We start from the raw sequence: 24,730 nt of genomic DNA on the forward strand, positions 1-24,730 counted from the left end.
CGCGAGTTCATTTCACAACTTACTAAAGTCAATAAATCGCTTACTCATCGTCATACATATTCATTAGCTCCATATCTCTGGAAAAACCTTTTTTAGCGCTATGGCACAATTTTCGTGCGTCTTCTTCACTTAAGTTAACTCCAACATCGTATACCTTTATACAGTCGTTTTTCCATTCATAAACTCGGTATAACATACTCTTTAAACCCCCGAATAAAATCTACCTTTTATTCACAAAAAGGCTTTCCGCTCTGGTCGTAAATCTGTGCTAATGAACCGATACCATTCCTATCGGAAGTGCTTAGTGCAAAATAACATCCAGTCTTTTGATGTTTTACTGTAATTAATGACGCAGTGTCTGCTTGATCTACAGATACTACCGAAAATTCTTGACTATCAACTGTCGCCCGTTTAATTTCGGTTTCGGTCTGACCACAAGCAGCTATTAAGACTGATAGAAGACTTAGTACGGATACTATAAAATTTTTTTTCATTAACTCTCCTTCAGAATCTTTACTAGTTTATTAGCTTCCCTAGATGTCTTATCAATCTCAAGTCCAATTTTACTGATGATAAACTTTACATGAGGGCTATACGTACGATTATCTACATATATATCCTTAGTCAAATAAGGATATGGATCTGCCGGATGCTTATAGTAGCTAGTCTCTGTAAAAAACCTATCTCCAAAATGATCTCCCCCTAGGGTCCTAACTAACAATCGAACGTATTTATCCTTTCGCTGAGGAACCCAAGCATAATGATGCCAACAATATGAACCATCCGTTTCGTATGTATTATTTTCATCTATAAAATACATTATCTCCCCAACAGAATATAAAATTTTCTTTTCTAAACCACGATTGCTAAACGAGGTAGGAAGGTTATAAGTCACTCCCCCAATTTCCACTTTTTTTAAATTGCTGTTCACTCGGATTTCTTCCGCGTCTATTTTCTTTGTTAAAATATATAAGGCGTCTCTTATTCCATTCCTGGCCGTTGCAGATTTTGCATTTTGACGATCTTGCTTTGCCAATTCATACTCTTTTCTCATATCATCTAGATTCATTTACATCTCCTTGTTCGTACTGACTTATTCAATAAATTTTCCACTTCATTGTCTACAGTTTTCTTGTCATCCTCAAGATAATGGTCTTATTGTCGTAACCAACAATCTTCATTCGCGCTGCTGCTCTCAATATCTCGATGGCATCTTCGTGGCACATAGGATAGGCATTAAGAATTTGTGCATACTCATTGGCATGCCCGATAGTACTCTTGAAACGATCTGATCGTGCTAAACCATTGATTAATTCCCTTCTTTAGGCTGAAACCTTCAATGTTACCATCCTTATCTAAGTGGATATCAGTAATTTCGACCTCGCGACCATCGATAATGTCATAAAAATTTTGATCGATTTTATAATCCACTTCTATCGCTCCTATAAAAATCCGATTTTATCTCCTAATAATCAAATCCCTGTTTTATCATTTCTTCCTTGATCTCCTTCAAAGTCTCAATTACAACATCTAACGAAGCTATGCGATCAAATAGCATGATTACATGAGCATCATGGTTATCAAGAGATGTACCTACAACTTCCTTCCATTCCTCGCCTATTTCTCGGGGCTTTGATTGTATAAACGCTGCTCCATATGTTAATTTAGAACCATCATCTTTTAATTCTGCTACGAAAATATCTCCATATCCAAATTGAAGATATTTTATATTGTTATCTGTTTTAATGGGCAAGAAGCTCACTCCTTTCCGATATTGTTTTTATTAATGCCTAACCACGCGAACCTGTAGTTCATACTTATGCGCTAAGTCAATCATATGTTTTGTACCTTTGCTCGTTCCATCCCAGAAAGCGACTAAGGCATTAGACTTTTTCGCCATCTCTTCATTTCTTATGTATTCCGCATTATTTCCGCACTTTTCCCAGTCTGCAGGGTGACTAGAAATTCTATAGCCCTTTTCAGTAGCGTACCTTTCGCCCAGCTTATCTGCTCCTTTTGCAGCTCCCGATACAATTACGATTTCATTGCGAGGTTGCAATGCAAGAAGTAAATCGAGCTTTCTTTTTAACATCTCATAGTCACTAAAGGTTCGTGAACCGGCAACGATTACTTTCAAAATAGCCCTCCTTTCAGTTTCGATCTTCCACATCGATGCTATTTGCTTCTTCCGGTGTACTTATAATATGAACGAACATTGTCGCCTCGCATTCCGGGCAATCAAACTCTAAATAATCGGTCACACCCTCTAGATAGTCGCCTCCAACAGATTCACAAATGTTCTTTCCGCATCGAGGACAAAAGTTTATTTGTCCATACCTCCACTGAAATTCTGTGCAGATAGGAATCAAAACAAATGGCTGATAATTTCCATTTGGTGCGATGATATCTTTCTGGGCCAGTGCTTTAGCTTCCAACTCTGTCATATCCGTAGTTGTATCAGCAGTTATCATCGCAGCTTCAGTTTGCGTTAAAATCCTATATAATTTTGGTATTTCGGACATTATGAAACCTCCTCATGTATTTCGATTATTCAGTTTTGATACTTCATGCAATCCTTCTAATTCTTCATCCCATTCTACCAAAGCCTTAACCCCGTCATGCATACCCCAAGCATTTTTACATCTTCTACACCCAACTTTGCGAACTTCAGAACTGAATTACATGCTCGTTCTTGTCGGTTCGACGGATGCAATACAATTGCCTGAAATGAACACGTATATCCTTATGTCCCTTGTGTCCCGATAAAATGCCCATGCTTCAGAATCATTTCCCGTTACCATCTCCACCTTGCCGTTAATGACGCTTGTCAACACATAAACAATGTCGTGTTTTACCATTTGTTACGAACACCCCTATTCATCTAGATACTTCGCGAAGCTTCGCGGCAACTTCTTTGCCAAGCTCTGTAATCCTGTATTGATCGGCTCTGTAAGATGTCTTCCTGTCCTGGCTCCCCTGCCCACGGTGATCGGAAGCTTGTGCCATTCATCAAGTTCCAAAGCTCGCTACTAACTCGTCCATACGAACGCTCCCTGGAACAATTTTATTCATCGAATTACTTCGCCTAGTTTCAGACATCCATCTTCTTCCCACGTAACAATAACTACATCTTCGCCATTTTGACGTATGGACCCCGCATCAGCGTAATCGTCATAAATTAAGGCTTCTCCAAGATCAGGAGAATATGCGTCATCTGACGACTCACTTCGCAAAAATTCACCGGTTTTTTCAACCGAATTACGTATTTCATAGAGCGCCTTCCTTTGCGACAAATTTATTCAATATGTTGTACTGCCGTCGATGAATCTTCTTTGTATCGTTTTACTTGCCTATAAAATCAAGTTTTTATTGTCTGAATTCCTTGTTGACGATCTTTGCTATATCTTTATATATCTCCTCAACTGATCTTAATCCATCAACAATCGCTTTAGCCGGTGCAGAGTAATTTGTAGATACATTTTTATAATTGCTACGTACTCTCGTGAGTAAGCCCAAATCTGATTCATATCTGTCATTTTCACCATGCTTTCCTTTTCTTTTCATGCTCTCTTCTGCTGGAATGTCGATTATAATGTCTAGATCAGGCTTCCGCATATACTTCTGTAATTCCATGATCCAACGTCCATCTCGCCCGTTAGCAAGCCCATAAGCGACTTGACAGAGGCTATACCTATCCAGGATTAAGAATTCATATTTCTCATTCTCTAGCTCAGTAAACCAGTCCTGCTGAGCCTGCTTATCCGCAGCCATAATCAATTCAATCGTCTCTGCAGATACTTCCCATTCTTTACGTAACCACTTCATAATCAGCTCACCAGTTGGTGTTTCGTAGCGGTGGAACTCGCTCGACATTACTTTAAATCCTTCGCTACGTAATCTCTCAGTAAGCAATTTTGATTGGGTGTGCTTTCCGCTTTTGTCTAATCCACCAATGCTGATGATCTTCATTTTATTATTGTTCAATTCTTCTTCTCACGCGCCTTCTTTAGTCTTAGTCCGGCCGCCTGCCGTTGTTCGTCGCTCATAGTCCTGGTGCTTTCATTCCGGAAAGAAACTCTGCCAAAATCAATTTCCTCATAATAATGGGCGCCGTCCTCATTGATTCTTACCGGTTCAATTCCAGCTTTTTTTAACTTTGATATTACTCTTGGCTGTAGGGTGTACAAGTTCCATTTCATTTTCTCGTCGTCACACTGAATTACGGTTTCTCTTTCATTAGCCACGTAACTCATACTCATTCACCTTTTTTCTCGATAATTTGGACTTCTAGCTTCCTTCGCCCGAACTTTACCGCCTTACTCTCGCTGCTCATAAACACATCTAATCTGCCCTCTTTGATTGCTCCTCCTCGGTCGGTACAAGTGTATGTATTATTAAAATAAGGTATGTAAATCTGCGTCCCAAACGGCATGCTTTTAGGACACGCTATGGTAACACCTTCCTTGGTTGTTTGACCACTTGCTGTAACACCGTAGTATTTGTCGCCAGGGCTCTTGCCCGTTGATTCTCGATTATTTGTATAAGCAGTAACTTCGAAATTCATATATTTGTCTTTATGTTTTACTTCTTTTGTTACTGTGTTCTTATCTTCAATCTCTATACTTTTAACATCAAATTCTGTAGCTGCGGGGATCGGTTCTAAAGATGGCGCCGGAGTGCTTTGAATCTCCAAATGCACTAGATTTCTTATTGGCTTTAGTGGCATTTCAATTGTCGGTTGAGTTGTCTCTTTCGGATCTTTGACATTTTCATTGGCCTCACATCCAGTTAAAAAAATTAGCACAGCCATGAAAATGAAAGACAGCGTCTTATTCTCGCTCATAACATTCCCTTCTTAATACTGTAATTTATCTATATAAAAATCGCTCCTCGCCTTACAGATTCAGTTTGGACAAGGAGCGATTCGACTAATGAAATGTTCGTTTTATTGATTTAAGGCATTCACAAAATCTAAAGCTTCTTTAAGTTTTTCTGTATCATCCGATTTTAGAAAATTAACCACTCCGAGCAGTTCTTTCATTTTAGGCGCCACGATATCACTCTTGACCTCGTTGGCAATATCCTTCAAGGCATTTTTCAGTTCATTATGATAGTCTTCAGCAGTTTTCTCATCTTCATCTTTCAAACTGTCGATCATGTCTTCGGAAAATCGCTTAGCTTTCTCTTCCAACACTTCAATTTCTTTCTTACGGATATCTTCAAAGGAATCACCTTCGTCAAGTTGTCCTTCAATTGCCTCTTTAAACACCCTTACATATGTATCAATTCCATACAACTCTTTTTCTGGCAACACTTTAAAGCGTCCACCGGCGATACCAATATAACTAGATTCTCTAAAGTACATATAAGTTTGTGATTCATGAAACTTCGTAGCAATCTCTTTGCCATTTTTGTTTTCTAGGTTTTTATTTAATTCATTTCCTTCTTTATCTAAAGCTGTAACTTCATTGTGTAGGCAACAAATTAGATCTGCTTGCGACTGGAATACTTTACGGCAAGTAGTATTCATCATTAGCTCGATTGAGTTATATTTCACGCCATTGACGAGTTCTGTTGTTTTTTCTTTTGTCCAAGCTAAAAAAATCAAACCGTAGCCTGCAGCCCTTAATGTATCAATTGGGCGTTTAAGCTCGTCATATAGATTATTCCATACATTATCTTTATAAATCTTCGATTCTGATAATTCTTGAATTGATGTGAAATTATTTCCGGGATACTTGTTATTCGCATTAACGATGATATAAGCAGAAGCGCAATCAATCATTCTGTCAACAGTGTCGAATCCTACCACTTTAGAAATACGAGAAACCTTTGATTCCTGTACTAGCCCAGTTACTATTTCTTGTTTGAAATAAATCCACCTGTCTGAATCCATCTCAATATCGGTCTTTATTTTTATCTTACCATTTTTAATTTTTTCTTCTTCTTTTTTATATTCCACCAAATCGATTTTCGATTTCAGTTTCCACGTTTTATACCCAGGTTCCCAAGCTACAAGCAGTCCTGCTTCTGGTTCGTTAGGGAAAAAGTATTCAATGATTTCCTTCCACCAACGAGTCTTGCCTGATTTATAATTTCCAGCCGTTAATAAGATATAGGATTGTAAGTCTACCTTTGGAATATTCGCCGTAACGAGATTTCGAAAAGACAATTAGTTATTCTCCTTTGTTTTTTCTATTTCTAGACTTTAGTTTAATGTTTTACTTCTAATCAGAATGGCAAATCATCATCTGAAAAATCAATGGGATGAGCGTTATCGTCGAATGGATCTTTCTTATTTTCCGTCTTAAGAGGATCTTCTTGGGTTGTCGAGACTGATTTTACAAGTTCTGCTTCTGTTAAATATTCACGAATTAATGACCCTGCAACATAACCTGTAATTTCCAGTCCCTTCTTTGCTCCATTCGTAACTTTTTCATAACTAACTTGCTTATTAGATTCATCTACATCCGCAAAGGGATCGTTGTCATCTAATTTTTCTTTAATTGGAAGCCAAGTAAATGTAGCTCGATTATTATCTTGACCTGTAACTTCAATAAAGTCGAACTCGTCAAGCGATTCAAACGCATCGGCGAGCGGTTTCTTGCCTTCTGAAGCCTCTTGTTGATATACAATCAAATGTACATTTTTGGGTTCAGAACTTGTTTTACCGTATGTAAGAAATACTCCATTTACATTTGTCATTCCTTTTTCTTTATCGGCGTATGTGCTTCTGATACCGATTTGCATTTTAAAATTATTTACTTCTACAAAATCGGGCGATTTTAAATCGCAGATGTATGGGATATCTACTTTATTTACCTGAATTGCTCGGAGCTCATCTCCAATTTTGACTTTTCCATCAATAATGGGATTAATATAGCTAGGGATTCTTGAAACTCCTTTAATTTCATTATCTCTTTCATCAGTGAACTCATATGGATTGTGTTTTCCTTTAACCTCGATCCAAGCATCTGTATAGATGAGCTCTTTAAATTTATCAATTTTATCCCACTCAGAATCAATGTAATGATATGTATCGTCAGGATACTTTGCTTTGTCAAACCGATCTTCCCACGAAAGTTTAACTGACTTCTTTTTTGAACTACTGTAAGGATAAACAAACGGCATTTCTCTACCCGATAACTTTACCTTGAGATCGTTACTCTCAGCAGTCTCAATAATGAATTCAAGAATTTTCTTAATCTTTCCATTATCATCAGTCTCTTCTCGATAATACGGAACATCAACCCAATTATCTGTACCGTTCTCTTGGTTTCTTACCGGCTTTACTTTTCCAACAAAGTGACAACTACTAGTAAATTCTTTACCTCCATGATCTTTATTAGTTTTTACTATCGATTTATCGGTCATTTAAAAATATCATTCTCCTTTTATATTAATTTCTTTTACTTTATATGTGCATTTCACTATAAAATTCTTCTTTTATTGCTGCTCTCTTCTCCTTTCTCAGAGTATCTATATAATCACCATATGGTGTTATTTTAGTGGGCCCTGGGGGACTCGAACCCCCGACCAATCGGTTATGAGCCGACCGCTCTAACCAACTGAGCTAAGGGCCCTTACAATTCCAATATTATATCCTTTTGTTTTTATTGTCAACATTTATTTTTATCTTCTTACCCGGGAGTTAATGAAACTCACATTTTATCCGCTCTTTGAGTTTTAAACCCTTCGTATCTAGGCAAATATAAGCAATGTAATATTGACTCAATTAAATTTAAAGTAAAGACGCCCAGTTTCGCATCTATTTCTATGTCAATTCGATCAACATTGTTTTTAATCCAATCTCCTACTGTTGAACTTGAAAGTGAGTAGAACTCCATTGCCGGATCTAAAATAATTGACTTCGCGAGATTACTCTGTGAACTCTCCGGATTATAGTGCTGACTATAAAATCTAGCCTTGCTATTGCTTCCTGCTTTCCCTATTTTTAAATAATCTCCATTAAAGCTAAAAGTATAAACATACATCTTGCCTTGTTTAAAGGTACATTTATGCGGTCTTCCTCTGTTTACTATAGCTATCTGTTCATCGGTTGGATATATATTGACCTCGTTCAACATCTTATATAAAAGCTGCTTAACATCTTTGTTCATATCCACGAACGATCACTTCCTATAAAAGATTCGTTTTATTAGATTTACTCAACCAAATGCCATTTCTGATTTATATATCCATATTTAAATTCATCAGTGGGATACCATGACTTTCCATCATCTATAGAATCAACAAGTTGATCCCCTTTCTTTTTAAATAAGATCCCGTAATCATCTCGTACTGTATGACCTATTTCCATCATTCTGAACGCCTCAAATATGCTCACTTCTTATCTCCCATTCCTCATAAAAGGCTAATTTTAACTAGATATGTTTTTAACACTGAAAGTACTGAAATATTTTAATTCCAAACCAACTACTTTCAATTCGTCGGCATATACTTCAGATTTATTACCTTCAACAACAATACTAAATTCTATGTTTGAACCATCGAATTCTAAGCGTGTGACTTTATATTTTTTCTCAAGTATCTTTCTGATTTTTGGCTTTAATACACACCCTAAACAATGCGTTTCCCCTTTTACGGTTTTCCACCCGCTTTTTTTTGCCCATTTCAGACAGGATTTCTTATTATAAAATTGTGAAACGCCCCAATCCGTACTTGCCCAACAACCACACGAATCGCAATTCATGTCATATAAAGCTACTACTTTCATTGTCACCGCCCTTTCTCATAAAAGACTCATTTTATTTGCTCAATAATTGCTTCCATTTCATTAATGTTATGTTCTAAAATACTTTTCAGTTTATCTAATGATTCATTCTTTGCTTCATTAATATCCTTACTCTTTAGCTCTATTTTATCTAAATCGAGATATCTCGAACTTAGCAGCCACATGTCAGAACCATAATGAATATGTCTGTGAACCATAATATCAGCCTTATTAATAACTGCGGTCCAAGATCTAGGCTCTGTGTCCTTTCTTTTTCTTTGACTATAAGATGTAGTGTCTTTCCATGTAATCATATGTTTCTCCTCCTTATCCGATAAAAGAATTGTTTTATCGTGTTTCTCCTGTATAAGGTTATTACTGCTCAGCTTAACATAATTTAGGAGATCTAGTTAGCACAGAGTTTAATTGTTTGTTTTTAGTAATAACGATTGGTAATACACATTCTTCTACTAAATCAACCATAAACCTATTTGTTTCTGAATCACTCTCCAAACTTTTATTTGTAATGATAAAATTGTTAAGCTCATCTTCTAATCTCTTTCCCCAATTGATACAATTATGCAAATGCGTTTTCCCATTGCTACCATATTCATTATTATCAATTGACGTAATCGTTTTATCGTTCCAGTATCCATAAGGTGTGATATATGGGAAAAGCCATCCGTCATTTTTATTTTTTTCATACCAATTGTTGAGATATTTTAATAAAAGGACAACATCAATCCCTAACTCTTTTTTCGTTATCAATGTTAATCTTTTTAACTTTAAATTATCTAAACTAATTTCAAGTACGTTCTCATACTCCCTCATAAAAGAATGGTAGTCTGACTCATACGTAGAAATAAAATCATCAATTTCGAAAATTAATTCTTCTACCTGTTCTTCGGCATCATCATATGAAAGGCTGTTTATTCTATCAACAATTTCATTTCGATCTTCTTCTTGATCATTTATTATTTTGTCCCAGAAGGTCATTGAACGTTTATTTACACTTTTCTTCCTCATCTTCACATTTTTCATTAGCTAATCACTTCCCATAAAAGTATTATTTCATCTAAATTAACTTATAGAAAGATCTCTAAATAACATTTTAATCAACTCATAATATAATGCGAAAGCAGCCGAAAGAACAGCAAATCCCAATCCCCAAAATAATACTATTGCAACAAAATACCAATATGACAACTTCAAGTTCATGCGTTTGGGCGAAGCTACATATACCATTCCACCAATAATCAATAGTGTTATGGTGATCAAAAAAGTAGATAATAATAATAGCGCAGCAACGCCCCACAATTCTAATTTCAACAATTTACCAATGGCGAAGTTGGAGTAAAAATAAACTCCAGAGACACCAAAAATGGTAAAGATCCCACTAATGATCCCTAGTTTTGTGCTTGCGGGACCATCTTTAAATTCTTTCCAAAGTTCAGTCGCAAAGTTAATCTTTCCTTCACTCACTCTTAGCGCCATCCATTTCCCATAAAATATTTGTTTTATTGTCTTTTGTACATTAAGACGCTCGAAGCCTTATTATCATAATAGAACTTCATATTTCGAGAGTCATCTTTAGACAGCGGTATAAGATGTATTTCAGCCCTGTGTTCATAATCTTTCTTTTTTAGAGTCCAATCTAGATTGTAATTCACAAAATCATAACCATCGCAGAGTACACATACATCTATGTCACTATCAATATGTGCGCGCCCTGTCACTTGAGATCCAATAATTAAGACTTCGTCTACAAAATCAAAACTTGCAAGATAATCCGTAAACTTCTTCAAATTGAACCCCTCAGTTGTATTCACTGTCTGTATCTCCTTCCGGAAAGTATCATTACTATTTGTAATCCCATAGCCTAACAGAATCCTGGTCAAACTCCTCAACTACACCGTTGTACAATTTAATTTTAACCTTTGAAATAACATCTTTCGAAAATCCTTGGTATGAACCGGGGTGCTCCAGATAAACAACGCCGTTTCTTCCTTTTCCTGATACAATCACTTTATCATTAATTTTCATAAGTCATCCTCCTAATGAAATTGTTGTTTTATCGGCCGCCTATTTTCTAAAAGTTCTTTCGTAGTCTTCAAAACGAATCTTACGAATCTGTTTTCTGTCTGCAGAGCGAGCAATTATACCTTCCGACTCTCCAATAGCATCAATGCCTACCTTTGTTTGCTCAAAGTTTCTCAAATATCGATAGGTCTCCTCTAAGGTAACTGGGAACTCTGATCCATACACTTCGTCCAGAAGTGGAGCCCATTCCAACCCATTCGCCTGAACAAATTTCCCCCTCTCTTCCTCGTTATAAAAAGGTTGATTTCCATGTTCGCGCCATTCAGCGATTTTTTCACTGGATAAAGATAGAAGGTTTTCAAGTTCATTCACGGTTAAGGAGAATACATCAAACACCTTATATGATTGCGTTTTACTGTCCGTATAATTCTTCGCTGCCTTTGTCTTACCGCCGTAAGATTCCTGATATACGACTGTCAATGCCCAATCCCCACTAGGAAAGTTATCTTCGACAAATCTTTCTGCCATTGGCTTAAGGAAATTTGCTATATTCCCATATGGATTTCCAATACGATCTCCCTTGGCATAAAGCAGTTCTTCTCTTGAGCCAATTAAATAGTCAATTTCATCAAATTGATTCCTAAAGAAAATAATACGTGAGTTCTCGCCATCTACTTTCTCATACACAAAAATTTTATCTGAATCAGTTAGATACCCTCTTTCTTCTACTGCTTCTTCAGTTAGTTTTCCTCTTTCACCTAGTTTATGATATGTAAGGATGCTTGGATATTTCGTAATCGAATTAATTTTTTTAAGATCCACTTATTAATTCCTCCAATGAAATTATCTTTTTATTAGATGGCACAATATAAATCGTATTGATATCATCTAATCGTAATTTTTCGAAATCAAATTGTTCGTTCAAATTTTGCCATACATACTAATTCATCAGAGATCCAGAAAATTCCTTTCCCTTTTGATGTTCAAACCTCAGTTCCTGCAGGAATTTCTCTTTTTAACCTCCGAAATATAGACGACTTATGTATTGATCTTTGTGTTAAATATAATACTTCAAATGATTTTTGTCAATAACTTATATACTTTTATTTTATAAATTTGTGAAGCTGCTCACCAGCTTCTAATTGTACTTATACATGAAAAATTGAGGACTCCGGCTTCTCAGAGCGGTAATATTCTAATTGAAGCAACATCTTATCTTCGGTTCGATAAAATTTAGCGTACGGCCTAGAACCGGCTAGGTTAGCTGCTGTTAGAACATTCATCACTTTGGTTTTTAAGCCAAAATAGATGTCGCAACCTTTATCGCTATAAACAAGACCAATCGTGTAATCGTTCATTATGAGCTCCCCTTTTGGTTATCCCGGTTGTCGTATTTAGGCTTATCATGCAGAAAAATATAAGAACATGAGTTCGCTTTTTTTCTCATTATACCATGAGCAATAAACAAAGAATACAATAATTAGCCTTTAATTAGGGAAATATAATTTGCATTTTAACTTCCTCTTCTAAACTGTAAGATATATAACAATATGTCCGTTTGTCCATTCAATATCATTATATCTGTTAATAATGGTAACACCTTACATATTATATTGCATCATTAAAATATGGTCGTTTTTCTTCGAATTTTAATATTTACTTTTTTAAAATTACCATTTTATGTATCGAATAATGTCGAAATAGCTGTAGACAACCTTTTGCTTAACAAAAAATACCGCATTACTTCATGCGGTATTTAATCTAATGAAAGGTTGTCTTTTTAATGCCAATAGGCGAGTATTCAAACCTATCATTACAAACATCCATGTCTTTACTTAGGTGAGTTTTTAAAAAGTCTCTAATAACTCTATCCTGGATGCCTGCGACGAAAGGATGTTTAGTGTAATCGGCCTCAGTAAAATATATATTCCTCAACTTTGAGTCAAATTTTTTGATTTTCGGTATATTGATAGCTAGTCGCTTGTCTACAAACAGAAATCCCTCTTCTTCCGAAATCATACCTATCAAATCTAAATGCTTATCGTGATATTTATAAGTCTTAGTTATAGTATGAACCATTGTTTCCTTACCCGGTTTATCAACAAACAAAATATCATTGATATCTATCCATATCAGAGCATTATCCTCAACAGTCATAATCGTTCTGGGCTTATACTCACTATTCACTTTCTCCGCTATCTCCAATACATCTGACTCGCAGAGCAAAGATCCAACTTTATTAAACAATGCCTCCCTAACGAATTTGATAATGGACATATTAATCACCTTTACTTTTTTAGTCCCCTTGATATTAGATACCAAGGGGCCAATTGGTTTTATAGCTTTTTCACTTTCTAACTTTTGGTTCATGGAACCAGATGTTAACTTTATCTACAGTATTTTGCTCATTCTTTTTACCAATTTTCATGATTGCTTTCCCAAACCCTACGATAATTTTATTCATTTATAGGTCCTCCTTTCAAATTTTTCGATTCGAATTTACTAATATGGTAGCTAGTTTCATCCGAATTTCTTCTATATGAAAAATACAGGAATAAGCAAAAGAGTGTAAAGATTGCTATAGAGTACATGTAATAGCTGCCGTACTTTACAGGGGTGTCTACTAAAGTATAACCTGCAGAAAGGATTAGAATAATGAACAACGATACATGAAAATAAATTGTGGTTTTTTTATCAATAGATCTAAAACCAAAAGCAAATCCTTGTTTCATAATCATAATGTATACGGAAATTGTATAGGCAATAAGTGAACAAATTACTTGAGATATATCTGATTTATAGTTCATCGGTAGTGTAGCCTCTTCAAATGTTGAGAAGAACCCAGAGCGAACACTTAGGTGAACATAAACGGTTTGTATTAAGACGTAAAACACATTTCCTGCGATAACAACCCAGGTTGAATAAAGCCAGTTTTTTTCTTTGAAAACGTTCCTAATTAGAAGTATCAATGCTCCTATTTGAACAATCGTCATCACTGCTAATAGATCATACTCATAAAGTAAGAATGAAAGCACGGACATTAGTAAGCTGGTGAATAAAATCTCTCTCTTGTAGTACTGTAATTTGAAACCAAAAATAGTCAGTGATAATACGATTAACGCACTGAACTCCAAAAAGGAAAGGAATATGTACCTAGCCGCAATCAACATGATTGTCATGCACGCCCTTTGTAAAATAGATAAGGTGAATCGCCTGTATAAATATAGCGGCGCTAATGATAGCTGATCGATATATATATATATTGCCTGTTACTATAATGAGGCCGATTATCTTATAGAGTAAAAAGTTTTTGTTAAATGACATTCCCTTTCTAAAAGGTCCAAATAAAATAATAAGAAAGAACGATAAGCTGTCCATGAGCAACTTGTAATCATCAACCGCATGCCCTATGTATGGTATTACAATAATAAGAGTAACAGTATATAGAACGCATAAGTCACTTGAAGGAAGGTGATGTCCTCCCAAAATAGCGCGCATTACACCCAAAAGAACCATTCCGAGCAAAGTTTCAATTACCCTATTGGTGACTACTGATAAAATCAATACCAACAAAATTATCAACCCAAAATTTATTATCTTTTTTAAGCCTCGTTCTAATTCATCTTTTTTTAATTTATTTAAAGTATCCTTGTTTAGAATCCAATCAGTAAGTGTTTCTGCGAGGTAATAAACCAGTCGTCCACCACTCCTTCCATTATCCACCTTTAATATAGTTGTTCTCAGTAAATCGCACAAGAATTATTTTCCTATTACTAATATATCATTATAATATTTTATTGTAAAGTTTTATTATTATGTTAAAAATAACCCGACAGGGTTATTGTTCATACACTTTTATGATCGTTTCAACATTCAAAAAATCCTCTTTAAGTCGGTGGTAGTTATATACCTCATAACCATTATTCATAACTTTTGATATACCAAACTTCTCACTTATTTCTTCATAATGATCTTTTTTAATTTCTCCATGCTTATCATAAAAGCTTTTGGCCATATAGAGCATTCCAGAATTTCTTATTATATATGGCGACAAAACTCTTACCCAATCATCGTTATAACTTTTAACTGCCGCGATTCTCCGTTGAATCAAAAATTTATCTGCCTTACCATTAGTCTGACTGCGAGTAATAACATTCCTCAATACATAATCGCTCTGTTCTAAGTTAGCCTCTGCTGACGATCTCATAGTGGGCTTTAGAATACCATTTTTTTTAATATAGGTCTTTTGATCAAGAGCTTTATACATTAAATTCATAAAATCTGAAGACACGTTGATAACTCTCTCGTGTTCGCCGTCTGTTAAAGAAATCAGATTCTCACTCACGATGCTTTGACGCTTCAGATTTAGCAATTCATCGTAGCCACTTTTACCAAAAACGCCTTCAAAGATTGCGATTATCGGAAATGCATCTTGAGCATTTACACACACACTAATCATACTATCAATTTCATCTTTTGTATAAAGCGACTTTTTAGATATATCTATAAACTTTTTAAAATAATTATTTTCTGCCAGCACATCTAATGGATTAATATTTGTATCTCTCAGGTCCTGTTCTATTCCCCATCTTATATAGTTCTGGACCATATAAAAGTTCGAGCGGCTGGCATTCAGAGTTGATGGATTTAGGTAATGAAGTAAATTTTCAATCTGATCCAGCGTAAAATTATACAAATCTTGCCCATATGTTTCTTCTATTGATTTGGCCCTTGAAAGAATTCTACGCGCTTGGAGTGAAGTAGTCTCTGGCAGAGAGTTTACGTATCTCATTTTTTGATACTCGTTAAAATACCCGCCTTCATAAATTTTGTTTGACATTAGCGATTACTCCCTCTAATTCAAGATATCCAACTCTTAATATCAATTTTTTCGAAGTGATCTTTTACTAACTTTTGCAGACGAGACGAAGCTCCTTTGTTGTAAGTAACCACTTTATCTAGCTCTTTAACTTCTTCAATAATTGTCTCAATGACATTCTTTATTTTACTAAACGACACATCGTTTTCTTTAAATATTTTTGCAATAACAATGTACCCAATAAACATGCGCGGCTGCCTTAGAAGACTTGTTTTTGTATTGAACTCATCATCAAAAACCCCTAGCAAATTGTTGAAGAAGTCTGTTAAATATACCCCAACTTCCTTTGCTTCGAAAGCAGTTTTTGGCTCAAATACCTGGTCGATTGCATTTGCTAAAATATCTGTAGTCGTGTAATGGCCTGCCAATTCGCTAATCTTTGAACCTGAGGCAATCTTTCCTTTGAGATCGGAATTGATCTGTAATTGTTTAACGGCAACATAAGAAACTTTCTCTTGTTTGAGTTGCTCAAGTCGTTCAGTTTTAACTACGTTGATAGTGTTAATTTGACCAAAATACTTTTTAGCGGTATCTGTGTCATAAACTCGTATACTCAATATTATATCTTGCTGCAGATCCGGATTAACAGATAAAGCCCTTACTGCTCCTTGAAGTCGGTGAAATCCATCAAGAATAGAGATGGTAGCTCCTTCCTTAATAGTCAAGACTTTAGATTTTGGATTGTATGTTATCGGATCGAAATCCTCAGAATAGACGTTTAGAGTAATCATATCAGGCAGATATGTTTCATTTAACATATGTTCTGCAATATCTTTTACGCTTTGCAAATTAACATCTGGTACAGGGACAACCCCATCTCTTCCCTTTTTATATTTGGCGCTTCTCTGTGTTTCGAAATCGTAAACAATAATCTTGTTATGGTACCATTTTACTGGCTCCGAAATTTTAATTGTAGTAACAAAATTTTCATGATCAATTTGTAGCACACTGTTAATCGATATAGGAAGATTAACATCTTTAACTTCCTTGCCTGTATACTTCCTTGCTTCTGATATCTCACCTTCAGTAAAATAATTTTCTGCTCTCACTTCGTCAGACCCATCAATTTTAAATACGGCCATTGAGATAAGACAGAGAACAGCGGTATCAATTTCTCCAAGTAAATTTTCGTTTTTAATAATTTCGTTAAAAAATCCAGAAGGTATGTCATATTCGGATAAATTTTTATTTACTTCCTCAATATTTTTTCTTTTATATTTTATTCTTTCTATTGCATTAGTCAGATTGCTTTCAAGTTCGCTACGGTCACGCAACATAATAAAAACTCCTTCCTTCATACCACATACTATAGTCATTATATCACAGATTGTTGACTATAAATAATAAAAATATACACAGAAATACATCTCATGAAAAGCCTTATTGCTTTGAGATATATCCCTATGTATATTTTCAATTTAATTAACGTATTATTTTACAATAAAATCTTGTTTTTATAGGTTAATGCTATGAAAGAAGCTCCACGCTCTAACTCAATTCGTCAGGAGTGTTTATAAATTGAATAAATTGCTTGCCTAACGCAGATGTTCTAGAGGCGACCATTCCGCTACCACCCATTATAGTATGCAAATCGCTTGAGTCTTTACTAATAAGTCCTCTATTGTACAAATCGCTCATTATCAGTTTCGTAAATTCTAGTTCGCCTGATAACTGCGGATAATACTGAAAAATAACTAGCCCAATACTTCCCTTATCTAAATCTATTGAGTGCCCAGCCTTTTGCAAATTTTGTTTTGGATCATTGAGAAAGAATAAAATTTTTAAATGCCATTCATTAAATGAATCAATAAAAGATAAAAACATTTGTTGTCGATTTTCATCAATTGAATTAGTAAGCGCTGAATTGCTGACCGCGTTAAGTAGTGCTGCACGTTTTTCAATTTGATGAGTCCTGATTGATATATTTATAGCTTGTAAAACAACGCTCAAGAAAGCTTCATTGTTAGATAAGGAATAGATGTCAAATGTCTCGATTTTATTATTTAGTTCATTCAGTCTTTGGTCCAACATAACCAATATATTCTCTTTTCTTTTTTCTGCCGGGGACGTAACAACTAAACCGAAGTATTCCGATAAAAATCCCCCAACTGCAGGGATAGCCGAAATTGTGCTTTTGATTGTTGCGTGAACAATATCGCCTTTAGTGTTTTTAAAATTATCATCAATACTCACTTAATTCACCCTCGTAATAAATAAGATTATACAAACTATGTTCTTGCTGAATTTCCTCTCCATTCAAGAGCAGTTTTCATTACACTGTTCCTGTCATCCCATAATGCTATAATAAATCTACGTAGTAAATCATTTTCTCTCATGAGTCCGTATATTTCATCCATCTCTTCAGTGGTAAATCTGTTTTCGGGTTTAATTTCCGTGAACATAAATGAACTCCTCAATAAAACCGCTATTTTCAACTTATTGACCGGTAATTAATTTAAGCAATTTTCTTTGTTGTTCTAAGGATAAATTTTGAAACATGCATGTGCTAATTTTCTGTAACAAAATGGGTTCAATTGTGCAGACGATATTTTTATACTCTTCTTGATAATCTGACCTACTTTTTAAACAAGGAATAAGTGAATTGATATGATAATGGTTAACAATTGCATTTAGTAAAACAGTTATAGATACTTTGCCCATGTTACGCAATCTATAGATATATGAGAACTTGACGTTCATCACGTTTTCAAGGTTGCAAATTCCACCTCTACGTAACGCGTTAATAACTCTTGTTTCTCTATTTGCCCCTGGATTCACAAATAGATCTTCTACAGGCGTCTCGTTTCTAAAGTCATCCTTTATATCTAGAAGATTCATTAAAGGTTGATCAATATTTTTTATTAAATAATCAAGAGTGATTGGAGTAGACATGTTCTCTTCCCCTATTCAAAAATTTAGCCGCGGATATCTCTAATACTACTGTTCAATTGGAATAATAAAACTACCCTGATCTCTAAACATCTGATCAATCTCATAAACAATTTTAGTGTTTCTCGATACTCGGCTCCAGTTTTGAACAAGTAACTCATTAATACCTTGGTTTTTCATTTCATCAAGAATATTCTCAAACCGATCACTCCGCTGGTTTGCCGAGATTACATCTTTGAATACGGCAATGACCCGTTTGTCATTGTCCTCGGCAAACTGTTTGCATCCCACAATCTGTTTACCTAGTTTCTCTTCTGCTTGTTCTTGTGTTCCAACTCTTACATATATCATAACAGAATTACTCACTATACACCTCTCCTTGTCCGATGAAATTGACCTTTTATCTCTATATCATAATGCTGCTTCAATCCACGCACTCTTGTAGAGTGCGGCATCAAATGAAGACTTTTCTGAATCTAAATGGAGATTTCAATCCACGCACCCGTAAGGGGTGCGACATTATATGATGCATATGAGCCTAAAATGTATGAACGTATTTCAATCCACGCACCCGTAAGGGGTGCGACGTAACCAACACATTGTTTAAAAAACCAATACAGAGTATTTCAATCCACGCACCCGTAAGGGGTGCGACTCCGTTTCCCAACCAATATAGGGTCTAAAACGGCATTCTACTAATATTAATAAAGAGTTTAATTTTTATAATCCCTAGTTAAATTACCGTATAATGTTTAAACACCCATATATCTAGATGAAATTTGGTGCGAATCCCCCAGGGATATCATGCTCGCTTCCCATTCGCACTTCCTTCCGTTATTTTTTAATATTAACCCTACTTACCGGCATACTTGCTGATTCTGACTTTGTGTGTATACTCATTATAAAGATAACCTCGTTCAGGAGATATACCAATTAGTTCTGGACGCTCTGTGTACACCTCATCTAATGTTCTATCTTCTCTACCAACAGCAGACATGCTCTCTATCTCGATAGGGTACTTGGAAAATAACGCTCTGACAATCTCTTCAGCGTGTTCTTTATTTTTTGCAAACACAATTCCTTCAAATTTTGATCCCGCTTTTCTACTATTAATTTTATGAAAATAACAGTGCACTGAATATATCATTAGTTTATAGTTCTCCTTTTGCCATTATCGAACAAGTAGATCATCTAATAAAAGTCAGTTTTCATCGACTGTACGATTCATATACAAGTCCATTCTAAGCATGTTGAAGATCGCCGAATCACACCTTTCTCCGCTGTATTTTCTGCAAAAACCAAGTAGCAGCGCTTCATCAAAAGTACTTCTCGACTCATTAAAGAACTTATTATCAACTACGGGGTAAAAAGCTGTTTCTTTACCTTTATTCAATCTCACTTCTGCTTCAACAATCGCTAAATCTTCACTAATAATTGTTGTGTTAACTACGCTCCTATAGTCTTTTACAATTAGCTTCTCTATGGATTCCTCTTTCTCCCTTTGTTCCAAAAATGATTTTGCCATACCGTATATACGAGATAACTGAAAGCGTCCAGTATCCTTCATTGCCAGCTCTTCAAAGAATTTAGGGATCTCTTCGAATGATAAGTCTTTTAACATTAAACTACCTCCTTGGATATTATTCTTATGAAATTCAAGTTTTATCAGTTTTTAATAACTCAGCAAGTTTATAAATGTCTTCCTTGAGGAGGACCAACTCGCATAATTTCTTCTCCTTTTTATCTGCACCAAGGGTCATGACATTCGCAATAAAGTCTTTTTCATGCGAAGTATTTACAATTTCCATCCATCTTGGGGATACTTCACAAATCAAAGCTTTTGCGCCCAGTTCATTCTTCTTTCTTTGATAAAAACCTACTGGAAATCTGATAATATTATCATCCATTTTAGGCCCTCCTAACTCCAAAAAAATAAAACTAGTATTTTATTGGTTACTACCGTCTCTGAATTTCTTGCATTTTAACCTTACCAATAATAATCATTTCCTGAAATGCTCTTCCCTTTACTTGGACATCATCTTGAAACTTTCCCTTATCCCAAAAGAGTGCAATTTTCGCAAGTTGATATAATACATAATACTTCTTACAAACTAAAAGACCAACGACTATTAATATATTGAAAAACAGTAGAACCGCTACCAATACTAAACTCGGAATACTTGTGGATATTGGAATATTTACAATAAACTGCTGTAAAAAGCCTAGAGAGAGCGCAACTGTACCAGCAACTCCCGAAGCTTTTTGATCAAGGAGGTTAAGAAACAAACTTGGATTATAATTAAAAAATGTTCCACTTTCTTTACGAAGATCATCGAAGCTTTTTGAGAAAAATGCAAATCCTAAAAAAATTACACCAACAAGATCCATAATTAGGCCAAAAATAGACCAAATATTTGCAACAGTAAAATGACTCAAATCAACATTCATTTTTTCCGATCCTTTTGATTTATTTTATTGTTGAAGCCAGTCTTTTATCCAATTTTTATGTAGGTACTCAGCGTCTCAGTAAGCCACCTTGTGCCACCAGTTAAAAGGCTGCTAAATACTCCTGGATTCTTGTAAAAGTACAAGCATGTTGTCAATCCAATAAATCCCAAGATAATCTTATTTCGATTAGGCATTCTGTCTCCTCCGCTTCTTATGGGATGCCCTACAACTTATAATTCTTCAGAATCATAACCAATCATGCCATCATTCCTCATAAAACCAATCCATTATTTATTTTCAACATACTCATCGACGCGTTTTCTAAACTCTTCATTGTCTCTATATTCAAAACACGAAGAGACAACCATTTGAATTATACTTTCCCTTGTCATCTCGCGAATCTTCTCGTCGGCCATAACTCCATCAGAAAAGGTTTTGGCATTGCTCAGCACTGAATCAAAGTCATATCTAACTCTACTCACAAAACAACCCTCCATCTAAAATCATAAAATCTCCATTTTATCTTCTTCTTTAGAGCTCTTTTTTAGCTTCCATCCACAAGTAAATTATTTTTATATTCCTATCTGTTTCCCATCACTTGCCACGCAGCACTAGATGGTGTGTAAATTTTTTTATTATCCCCATCTCTGCACCACACAACAAAATGCTCACAATTATTAAATACTAGATTATAGCCTGTTGTATACAATTTACTATATGCTTTTTGAATTGCCTCCTCCCGGCTGCAATTCAATGGGCTGTTTCTTATTTCAATTGCTTTCCCATTTTTAAAAGTCTCGATTGTATCCATTTGTATAATTCCTAAGCCATCTACCTTTGTGAAATGAATCACCATTCCATCACCTATATAGATTCCATGATGAATATATCCGCAAAAAACCGAAATGTGATCTCCTTTTACTATTTCAGGGTCCTTACCAAAGAATGCATGTATCGCTTTATATGGCGCAGCCTGAGAGCTTTCAACAGCATTGATTGTTGTTCTTGTCACTCTTTCAATTGCTTCGCTCAGTAAGGTTAAAGTATACTTCAAGCAAAACACCCCTTATAAAATCAGTTTTTTATTAGATTGTTTAGCACTGCGCTTCCGCGGTTATCAATATGTTAGTTTCTTATTTGTTTTTTATCCGGGAAATACTGATACTCTCCTTAATCTCTTTCCAAACCTGCTCCATGACTATCTGTGGATGAACTGAATTAATTTCTTTCTCTTCATCACTTAAAGTTTGCTTGAACCTTAACCACTGTTTACTGAGGTATGCCAATCTTAAGTCCCTGTTAGTGCATCCTCTAAATTCATCATCGTTTCGTAAATGTTCTATCCATTTTCCTTGAACTTTTTGCGTAATCTCTTCAGTATAAATTACTCTATTTTGTTCGAGTTTATTTATTTCTTCTATGCCAAACTTCTCTTCAATCAATTCGTCTAAAGAATAAAATAATTGAGAATCCCATATAGCACCCTCATCATTCAAGAAATGGTCAATGCTCATGTAATATGTACTTAATATGACAACCACTGAAACCTTATATGTTACATCCACAGGTATATCTTCAATAACTTTATTGTACTCATCTACTATATTAGTAATTTTCAACTTCACTTCATTACCGCTTGTTTTATACAAATGATTCTTAATCAAATCCTCGTATGAAATAAGTGAACTTTGAACTTCATCCATTGTGAGTTTTGATTCAGTGATAAATACTGGGTAGTTTCCCCTTTTTGCTAAAAGAAATAATTTAAGGAAATTTTCCTTAGAGCTACTAATAGAAATATTAACTCTTTCGATTTCATCAGGGTCTAATTCATTGATAAAATATATTATCTCATTTTCATTTGCAAATTTAATAATATCTTCTAAAAACATATTCCCTCTCTCTTTCTTGATGAAATCAGACTTTTATTTGCTCGGCCAACTCTTTAAATTTCAGTAATAATTCTCTTGAATGCTCTAGTTGTTCTTCTAAAACGCCGTTGCTGCCTTCGATTTTAAAATGAAGTCCATTTATAATCCAATCAATCGACACACCATAGATAGAAGCAAGTTTAGATATGGTCAATAAATCGGGCTCACTAACATTGTTTTCATATCCGCTTATGGTTTTGTTATTTATACCTGAGAGCTGGGAAACCTCTCTTTGAGACAGTCCTTTAAGTTCTCTAGATTTTTTAAGTCTAAGTGATATTTCCTCTTTCTTAGGTGCCACTATTTTTTCTTCTTTTAATTGACGGCCAAACAAATAATCTAGCGTAACATTGTAGAAATCAGCTACTTTAATTATAAATTTAAAATCAGGCTCTCTAATATCGTTTTCGTATCCTTAATACGTAGTACGAGCGATATTCAAAGTTTTTGCAAGATCGCCCTGTGATAAACGTATTGATTCTCTTAAATATCGAAGTCTTTCGCCAATCGACATGTATTCACCTAATCTAAAAGAATATTATTTTATTCACTCATCAACTTCAATCAACAACCCTACAGTTACACTGATCGTTTCACCGGCATCAAATTCTACGTAGGCTGCGTCAGTTTCTGAAGTGAATCCATCAAATTCGTACTGAAGGAAAAAGCCAGTTCCTAATCCAATATGTCTCACTCGATCTCCACGATGAAATATCAAAAAGACCAGCCCCTATGTAGTTTGAAAACTGTTATATACATTATAATACGTTTCCAATATCTAGTATATCATATAATAATAAATTATATTCTTATACTTTTATTTTAATTATTTTCCCAAACTACCTCTTTAGTTACATTGTCAATTATCCTGTAACCGACTGGACAAAATAGTTTGAGTGCTTCGAGATCTTCGCTATCTTTTATTCGCTGCCAGTATTCGATTCCTGCTTTATCATCCCGTCCGTCATAGCGTTGCAGACAGTATCTCTTCACTTCGTTTTCCATCTCCTTATCAAGCAGTTTGGAGCGCTAGATACTTTTGCATAGATAATTCGGTTACCTGGTCTAAGAACCATTTCTCTTCAACAGGATTCAACTCTCGTGGTGTTATATAGGTGTCGCTGTTATTGCAATAAATATCCGTGCGCCATCCGTTACCCTGTTGCTTAAAAGTAAAGGTGAGATCTCCCCATATTAAGTCTTTCTCATTTAGGACTTTAACTGCTTCCTCTTCCGTCAAACCATCGTTTTGCTTCACGAGAAGGTTTTTAAAATATTCATACTCTAAAAATCTTCTTTTTATCATTATTAACACCATCCTATATATTTTTGTTTTTAAGAATTGTCTTCTTCAAGTACTTGATTGCACACTTCTACGCATTCATTACAAATAACAACTCGTCTGGCAGCAATCATTTTATTTAATTCGCTTTGAAACTTACCACAAAAATCGCATTGCAACTCATTCTCGATACTTGGGAAAACAAGAAGTTCATCATACTTTTTAGCTTTTCTCATAATCTCATGCATCGCCTTAACACCTATATTCGATTCGCTCATACCCAATCTCTCCCTTATATAATTCACTTTTTATCGTCCATTTGCTCTTGTTTCAAATATTCGGCTGCAGGCGTCCCATTGCTCCAATCATAATTCTCAAGAAAATCAAATTGCGATTTACAGTGCCATCCATTCTCAAACATTTGTCTGTGATGCCTTTCTCTTTCTTCTACATCATCATATTTATATAATTCCCGTTTGATTATAGACTCATGATATTTAATCATTATTTTGTAGTTCCCTCCTTAT

The 24,730-nt window shown here is 35.1% G+C and carries 40 protein-coding genes and 1 tRNA gene; all 41 read right to left on the reverse strand.

Going from position 1 to position 24,730, the window contains the following annotated elements:
* Window positions 1–227: 227 nt before the first annotated feature.
* Window positions 228–494 (reverse strand): hypothetical protein, encoded by a 267-nt coding sequence (locus PCH01S_RS05660; RefSeq protein ID WP_042227598.1) that lies wholly within the window; start codon window positions 492–494, stop codon window positions 228–230.
* Window positions 494–1,069 carry a hypothetical protein gene (locus PCH01S_RS05665; protein ID WP_042227600.1) on the reverse strand — a complete coding sequence of 192 codons (576 nt, stop codon included), beginning with the start codon at window positions 1,067–1,069 and terminating at the stop codon, window positions 494–496. Before PCH01S_RS05665 ends, PCH01S_RS05660 begins: the two co-directional genes overlap by 1 nt.
* A gap of 185 nt (window positions 1,070–1,254) precedes the next feature.
* Window positions 1,255–1,431, reverse strand: coding sequence for a hypothetical protein (locus tag PCH01S_RS30250; RefSeq protein ID WP_156972793.1), 177 nt, complete (start codon window positions 1,429–1,431; stop codon window positions 1,255–1,257).
* 34 nt (window positions 1,432–1,465) lie between these two features.
* Window positions 1,466–1,753 carry a hypothetical protein gene (locus PCH01S_RS05670; RefSeq protein ID WP_042227601.1) on the reverse strand — a complete coding sequence of 96 codons (288 nt, stop codon included), beginning with the start codon at window positions 1,751–1,753 and terminating at the stop codon, window positions 1,466–1,468.
* Window positions 1,754–1,783: 30 nt separating this feature from the next.
* Window positions 1,784–2,137 carry a DUF2493 domain-containing protein gene (locus tag PCH01S_RS05675; protein WP_042227602.1) on the reverse strand — a complete coding sequence of 118 codons (354 nt, stop codon included), beginning with the start codon at window positions 2,135–2,137 and terminating at the stop codon, window positions 1,784–1,786.
* Window positions 2,138–2,150: 13 nt separating this feature from the next.
* Window positions 2,151–2,522 (reverse strand): hypothetical protein, encoded by a 372-nt coding sequence (locus PCH01S_RS29195; RefSeq protein ID WP_053228653.1) that lies wholly within the window; start codon window positions 2,520–2,522, stop codon window positions 2,151–2,153.
* 844 nt (window positions 2,523–3,366) lie between these two features.
* The gene (locus PCH01S_RS05685; RefSeq protein WP_042227603.1) at window positions 3,367–3,984 is read right to left on the reverse strand and encodes a dTMP kinase; all 618 of its coding nucleotides are present in this window, start codon (window positions 3,982–3,984) and stop codon (window positions 3,367–3,369) included.
* On the reverse strand, window positions 3,981–4,253 hold the full coding sequence (locus PCH01S_RS05690) for a hypothetical protein (protein WP_042227604.1): 273 nt from the start codon (window positions 4,251–4,253) through the stop codon (window positions 3,981–3,983). Before PCH01S_RS05690 ends, PCH01S_RS05685 begins: the two co-directional genes overlap by 4 nt.
* A gap of 2 nt (window positions 4,254–4,255) precedes the next feature.
* The gene (locus PCH01S_RS05695; protein ID WP_042227606.1) at window positions 4,256–4,843 is read right to left on the reverse strand and encodes a 3D domain-containing protein; all 588 of its coding nucleotides are present in this window, start codon (window positions 4,841–4,843) and stop codon (window positions 4,256–4,258) included.
* Between the two features lie 102 nt (window positions 4,844–4,945).
* Window positions 4,946–6,172: an AAA family ATPase gene (locus PCH01S_RS05700; protein WP_042227608.1), complete on the reverse strand. Its 1,227-nt coding sequence runs from the start codon at window positions 6,170–6,172 to the stop codon at window positions 4,946–4,948.
* A gap of 59 nt (window positions 6,173–6,231) precedes the next feature.
* Window positions 6,232–7,374, reverse strand: coding sequence for a hypothetical protein (locus PCH01S_RS05705; protein ID WP_042227610.1), 1,143 nt, complete (start codon window positions 7,372–7,374; stop codon window positions 6,232–6,234).
* A gap of 135 nt (window positions 7,375–7,509) precedes the next feature.
* Window positions 7,510–7,583 (reverse strand) — tRNA-Ile (locus PCH01S_RS05710).
* Window positions 7,584–7,661: 78 nt separating this feature from the next.
* Window positions 7,662–8,126, reverse strand: a complete 465-nt coding sequence (locus PCH01S_RS05715; RefSeq protein ID WP_053228654.1) for a hypothetical protein — start codon at window positions 8,124–8,126, stop codon at window positions 7,662–7,664.
* A gap of 38 nt (window positions 8,127–8,164) precedes the next feature.
* Window positions 8,165–8,347 carry a hypothetical protein gene (locus tag PCH01S_RS05720; RefSeq protein ID WP_042227611.1) on the reverse strand — a complete coding sequence of 61 codons (183 nt, stop codon included), beginning with the start codon at window positions 8,345–8,347 and terminating at the stop codon, window positions 8,165–8,167.
* 33 nt (window positions 8,348–8,380) lie between these two features.
* Window positions 8,381–8,737 carry a hypothetical protein gene (locus PCH01S_RS30255; protein ID WP_129112491.1) on the reverse strand — a complete coding sequence of 119 codons (357 nt, stop codon included), beginning with the start codon at window positions 8,735–8,737 and terminating at the stop codon, window positions 8,381–8,383.
* Between the two features lie 26 nt (window positions 8,738–8,763).
* Complete coding sequence (locus PCH01S_RS05725; RefSeq protein ID WP_042227613.1) at window positions 8,764–9,048, reverse strand: hypothetical protein; 285 nt, start codon at window positions 9,046–9,048, stop codon at window positions 8,764–8,766.
* 73 nt (window positions 9,049–9,121) lie between these two features.
* Complete coding sequence (locus PCH01S_RS05730) at window positions 9,122–9,775, reverse strand: hypothetical protein (protein ID WP_042227615.1); 654 nt, start codon at window positions 9,773–9,775, stop codon at window positions 9,122–9,124.
* 39 nt (window positions 9,776–9,814) lie between these two features.
* The gene (locus PCH01S_RS05735) at window positions 9,815–10,216 is read right to left on the reverse strand and encodes a hypothetical protein (protein ID WP_042227617.1); all 402 of its coding nucleotides are present in this window, start codon (window positions 10,214–10,216) and stop codon (window positions 9,815–9,817) included.
* 35 nt (window positions 10,217–10,251) lie between these two features.
* A complete protein-coding gene (locus PCH01S_RS05740; protein ID WP_042227618.1) occupies window positions 10,252–10,563 on the reverse strand; it encodes a nucleotidyltransferase domain-containing protein in 312 nt (103 codons plus the stop codon).
* Between the two features lie 31 nt (window positions 10,564–10,594).
* Window positions 10,595–10,777: a hypothetical protein gene (locus tag PCH01S_RS30260; protein ID WP_042227620.1), complete on the reverse strand. Its 183-nt coding sequence runs from the start codon at window positions 10,775–10,777 to the stop codon at window positions 10,595–10,597.
* Between the two features lie 39 nt (window positions 10,778–10,816).
* Window positions 10,817–11,596: an RNA ligase family protein gene (locus tag PCH01S_RS05750; protein WP_042227622.1), complete on the reverse strand. Its 780-nt coding sequence runs from the start codon at window positions 11,594–11,596 to the stop codon at window positions 10,817–10,819.
* 326 nt (window positions 11,597–11,922) lie between these two features.
* Window positions 11,923–12,132, reverse strand: a complete 210-nt coding sequence (locus PCH01S_RS05755; protein ID WP_042227624.1) for a hypothetical protein — start codon at window positions 12,130–12,132, stop codon at window positions 11,923–11,925.
* A 403-nt stretch (window positions 12,133–12,535) separates the two neighbouring features.
* A complete protein-coding gene (locus tag PCH01S_RS05760; RefSeq protein WP_042227625.1) occupies window positions 12,536–13,051 on the reverse strand; it encodes a LytTR family transcriptional regulator DNA-binding domain-containing protein in 516 nt (171 codons plus the stop codon).
* Window positions 13,052–13,927: 876 nt separating this feature from the next.
* Complete coding sequence (locus tag PCH01S_RS05770) at window positions 13,928–14,530, reverse strand: accessory gene regulator B family protein (protein ID WP_042227628.1); 603 nt, start codon at window positions 14,528–14,530, stop codon at window positions 13,928–13,930.
* A gap of 82 nt (window positions 14,531–14,612) precedes the next feature.
* Window positions 14,613–15,614: a phage lytic cycle repressor MrpR family protein gene (locus PCH01S_RS05775; protein WP_042227629.1), complete on the reverse strand. Its 1,002-nt coding sequence runs from the start codon at window positions 15,612–15,614 to the stop codon at window positions 14,613–14,615.
* Between the two features lie 20 nt (window positions 15,615–15,634).
* Window positions 15,635–16,930, reverse strand: coding sequence for a DNA sulfur modification protein DndB (locus PCH01S_RS05780; RefSeq protein WP_042227630.1), 1,296 nt, complete (start codon window positions 16,928–16,930; stop codon window positions 15,635–15,637).
* 211 nt (window positions 16,931–17,141) lie between these two features.
* Window positions 17,142–17,846: a hypothetical protein gene (locus tag PCH01S_RS05785; protein ID WP_053228655.1), complete on the reverse strand. Its 705-nt coding sequence runs from the start codon at window positions 17,844–17,846 to the stop codon at window positions 17,142–17,144.
* 35 nt (window positions 17,847–17,881) lie between these two features.
* Window positions 17,882–18,055 carry a hypothetical protein gene (locus PCH01S_RS30265; protein WP_156972794.1) on the reverse strand — a complete coding sequence of 58 codons (174 nt, stop codon included), beginning with the start codon at window positions 18,053–18,055 and terminating at the stop codon, window positions 17,882–17,884.
* Window positions 18,056–18,089: 34 nt separating this feature from the next.
* Window positions 18,090–18,545, reverse strand: a complete 456-nt coding sequence (locus tag PCH01S_RS05790) for a hypothetical protein (protein WP_042227632.1) — start codon at window positions 18,543–18,545, stop codon at window positions 18,090–18,092.
* A gap of 45 nt (window positions 18,546–18,590) precedes the next feature.
* Window positions 18,591–18,908: a recombinase family protein gene (locus PCH01S_RS05795; RefSeq protein ID WP_042227633.1), complete on the reverse strand. Its 318-nt coding sequence runs from the start codon at window positions 18,906–18,908 to the stop codon at window positions 18,591–18,593.
* Window positions 18,909–19,395: 487 nt separating this feature from the next.
* The gene (locus PCH01S_RS05800; RefSeq protein WP_042227634.1) at window positions 19,396–19,689 is read right to left on the reverse strand and encodes a hypothetical protein; all 294 of its coding nucleotides are present in this window, start codon (window positions 19,687–19,689) and stop codon (window positions 19,396–19,398) included.
* 54 nt (window positions 19,690–19,743) lie between these two features.
* On the reverse strand, window positions 19,744–20,163 hold the full coding sequence (locus PCH01S_RS05805; protein WP_042227635.1) for a hypothetical protein: 420 nt from the start codon (window positions 20,161–20,163) through the stop codon (window positions 19,744–19,746).
* A 34-nt stretch (window positions 20,164–20,197) separates the two neighbouring features.
* Entirely contained in the window at window positions 20,198–20,449 is a 252-nt protein-coding gene (locus tag PCH01S_RS05810; protein WP_042227637.1) for a hypothetical protein, read from the reverse strand.
* Window positions 20,450–20,498: 49 nt separating this feature from the next.
* Window positions 20,499–20,990, reverse strand: coding sequence for a hypothetical protein (locus tag PCH01S_RS05815; protein ID WP_042227638.1), 492 nt, complete (start codon window positions 20,988–20,990; stop codon window positions 20,499–20,501).
* A gap of 287 nt (window positions 20,991–21,277) precedes the next feature.
* Entirely contained in the window at window positions 21,278–21,472 is a 195-nt protein-coding gene (locus PCH01S_RS05820) for a hypothetical protein (protein ID WP_042227639.1), read from the reverse strand.
* 98 nt (window positions 21,473–21,570) lie between these two features.
* Window positions 21,571–22,044, reverse strand: a complete 474-nt coding sequence (locus PCH01S_RS05825; protein WP_053228656.1) for a lecithin retinol acyltransferase family protein — start codon at window positions 22,042–22,044, stop codon at window positions 21,571–21,573.
* 79 nt (window positions 22,045–22,123) lie between these two features.
* Window positions 22,124–22,882, reverse strand: coding sequence for a hypothetical protein (locus PCH01S_RS05830; protein WP_042227640.1), 759 nt, complete (start codon window positions 22,880–22,882; stop codon window positions 22,124–22,126).
* 25 nt (window positions 22,883–22,907) lie between these two features.
* Window positions 22,908–23,222, reverse strand: coding sequence for a helix-turn-helix domain-containing protein (locus tag PCH01S_RS31250; protein ID WP_241688870.1), 315 nt, complete (start codon window positions 23,220–23,222; stop codon window positions 22,908–22,910).
* 711 nt (window positions 23,223–23,933) lie between these two features.
* Window positions 23,934–24,227 carry a hypothetical protein gene (locus tag PCH01S_RS05845; RefSeq protein WP_042227642.1) on the reverse strand — a complete coding sequence of 98 codons (294 nt, stop codon included), beginning with the start codon at window positions 24,225–24,227 and terminating at the stop codon, window positions 23,934–23,936.
* Between the two features lie 29 nt (window positions 24,228–24,256).
* A complete protein-coding gene (locus PCH01S_RS05850) occupies window positions 24,257–24,481 on the reverse strand; it encodes a ClpX C4-type zinc finger protein (RefSeq protein ID WP_042227644.1) in 225 nt (74 codons plus the stop codon).
* Between the two features lie 23 nt (window positions 24,482–24,504).
* A complete protein-coding gene (locus tag PCH01S_RS05855; RefSeq protein ID WP_042227645.1) occupies window positions 24,505–24,708 on the reverse strand; it encodes a hypothetical protein in 204 nt (67 codons plus the stop codon).
* Between the last annotated feature and the right edge of the window lie 22 nt (window positions 24,709–24,730).

The organism is Paenibacillus chitinolyticus NBRC 15660 (assembly GCF_000739915.1).
GTDB lineage: Bacteria > Bacillota > Bacilli > Paenibacillales > NBRC-103111 > Paenibacillus_F > Paenibacillus_F chitinolyticus.

What these genes read in the sequence shown, in the direction of transcription:
- PCH01S_RS30260 (WP_042227620.1), bottom strand. Translation starts at nt 10,777, where the DNA reads ATGAAAATTAATGATAAAGTGATTGTATCAGGAAAAGGAAGAAACGGC.
- PCH01S_RS05725 (WP_042227613.1), bottom strand. Translation starts at nt 9,048, where the DNA reads ATGATTACATGGAAAGACACTACATCTTATAGTCAAAGAAAAAGAAAG.
- PCH01S_RS05780 (WP_042227630.1), bottom strand. Translation starts at nt 16,930, where the DNA reads ATGTTGCGTGACCGTAGCGAACTTGAAAGCAATCTGACTAATGCAATA.
- PCH01S_RS05800 (WP_042227634.1), bottom strand. Translation starts at nt 19,689, where the DNA reads ATGATATATTCAGTGCACTGTTATTTTCATAAAATTAATAGTAGAAAA.
- PCH01S_RS05775 (WP_042227629.1), bottom strand. Translation starts at nt 15,614, where the DNA reads ATGTCAAACAAAATTTATGAAGGCGGGTATTTTAACGAGTATCAAAAA.
- PCH01S_RS05830 (WP_042227640.1), bottom strand. Translation starts at nt 22,882, where the DNA reads ATGTTTTTAGAAGATATTATTAAATTTGCAAATGAAAATGAGATAATA.
- PCH01S_RS05810 (WP_042227637.1), bottom strand. Translation starts at nt 20,449, where the DNA reads ATGGATGATAATATTATCAGATTTCCAGTAGGTTTTTATCAAAGAAAG.
- PCH01S_RS05695 (WP_042227606.1), bottom strand. Translation starts at nt 4,843, where the DNA reads ATGAGCGAGAATAAGACGCTGTCTTTCATTTTCATGGCTGTGCTAATT.
- PCH01S_RS05755 (WP_042227624.1), bottom strand. Translation starts at nt 12,132, where the DNA reads ATGAACGATTACACGATTGGTCTTGTTTATAGCGATAAAGGTTGCGAC.
- PCH01S_RS05805 (WP_042227635.1), bottom strand. Translation starts at nt 20,163, where the DNA reads ATGTTAAAAGACTTATCATTCGAAGAGATCCCTAAATTCTTTGAAGAG.
- PCH01S_RS29195 (WP_053228653.1), bottom strand. Translation starts at nt 2,522, where the DNA reads ATGTCCGAAATACCAAAATTATATAGGATTTTAACGCAAACTGAAGCT.
- PCH01S_RS05815 (WP_042227638.1), bottom strand. Translation starts at nt 20,990, where the DNA reads ATGAATGTTGATTTGAGTCATTTTACTGTTGCAAATATTTGGTCTATT.
- PCH01S_RS05660 (WP_042227598.1), bottom strand. Translation starts at nt 494, where the DNA reads ATGAAAAAAAATTTTATAGTATCCGTACTAAGTCTTCTATCAGTCTTA.
- PCH01S_RS05665 (WP_042227600.1), bottom strand. Translation starts at nt 1,069, where the DNA reads ATGAATCTAGATGATATGAGAAAAGAGTATGAATTGGCAAAGCAAGAT.
- PCH01S_RS05790 (WP_042227632.1), bottom strand. Translation starts at nt 18,545, where the DNA reads ATGTCTACTCCAATCACTCTTGATTATTTAATAAAAAATATTGATCAA.
- PCH01S_RS05760 (WP_042227625.1), bottom strand. Translation starts at nt 13,051, where the DNA reads ATGTCCATTATCAAATTCGTTAGGGAGGCATTGTTTAATAAAGTTGGA.
- PCH01S_RS30255 (WP_129112491.1), bottom strand. Translation starts at nt 8,737, where the DNA reads ATGAAAGTAGTAGCTTTATATGACATGAATTGCGATTCGTGTGGTTGT.
- PCH01S_RS05690 (WP_042227604.1), bottom strand. Translation starts at nt 4,253, where the DNA reads ATGAGTTACGTGGCTAATGAAAGAGAAACCGTAATTCAGTGTGACGAC.
- PCH01S_RS05730 (WP_042227615.1), bottom strand. Translation starts at nt 9,775, where the DNA reads ATGAAAAATGTGAAGATGAGGAAGAAAAGTGTAAATAAACGTTCAATG.
- PCH01S_RS05855 (WP_042227645.1), bottom strand. Translation starts at nt 24,708, where the DNA reads ATGATTAAATATCATGAGTCTATAATCAAACGGGAATTATATAAATAT.
- PCH01S_RS05850 (WP_042227644.1), bottom strand. Translation starts at nt 24,481, where the DNA reads ATGAGCGAATCGAATATAGGTGTTAAGGCGATGCATGAGATTATGAGA.
- PCH01S_RS05705 (WP_042227610.1), bottom strand. Translation starts at nt 7,374, where the DNA reads ATGACCGATAAATCGATAGTAAAAACTAATAAAGATCATGGAGGTAAA.
- PCH01S_RS30265 (WP_156972794.1), bottom strand. Translation starts at nt 18,055, where the DNA reads ATGTTCACGGAAATTAAACCCGAAAACAGATTTACCACTGAAGAGATG.
- PCH01S_RS05845 (WP_042227642.1), bottom strand. Translation starts at nt 24,227, where the DNA reads ATGATAAAAAGAAGATTTTTAGAGTATGAATATTTTAAAAACCTTCTC.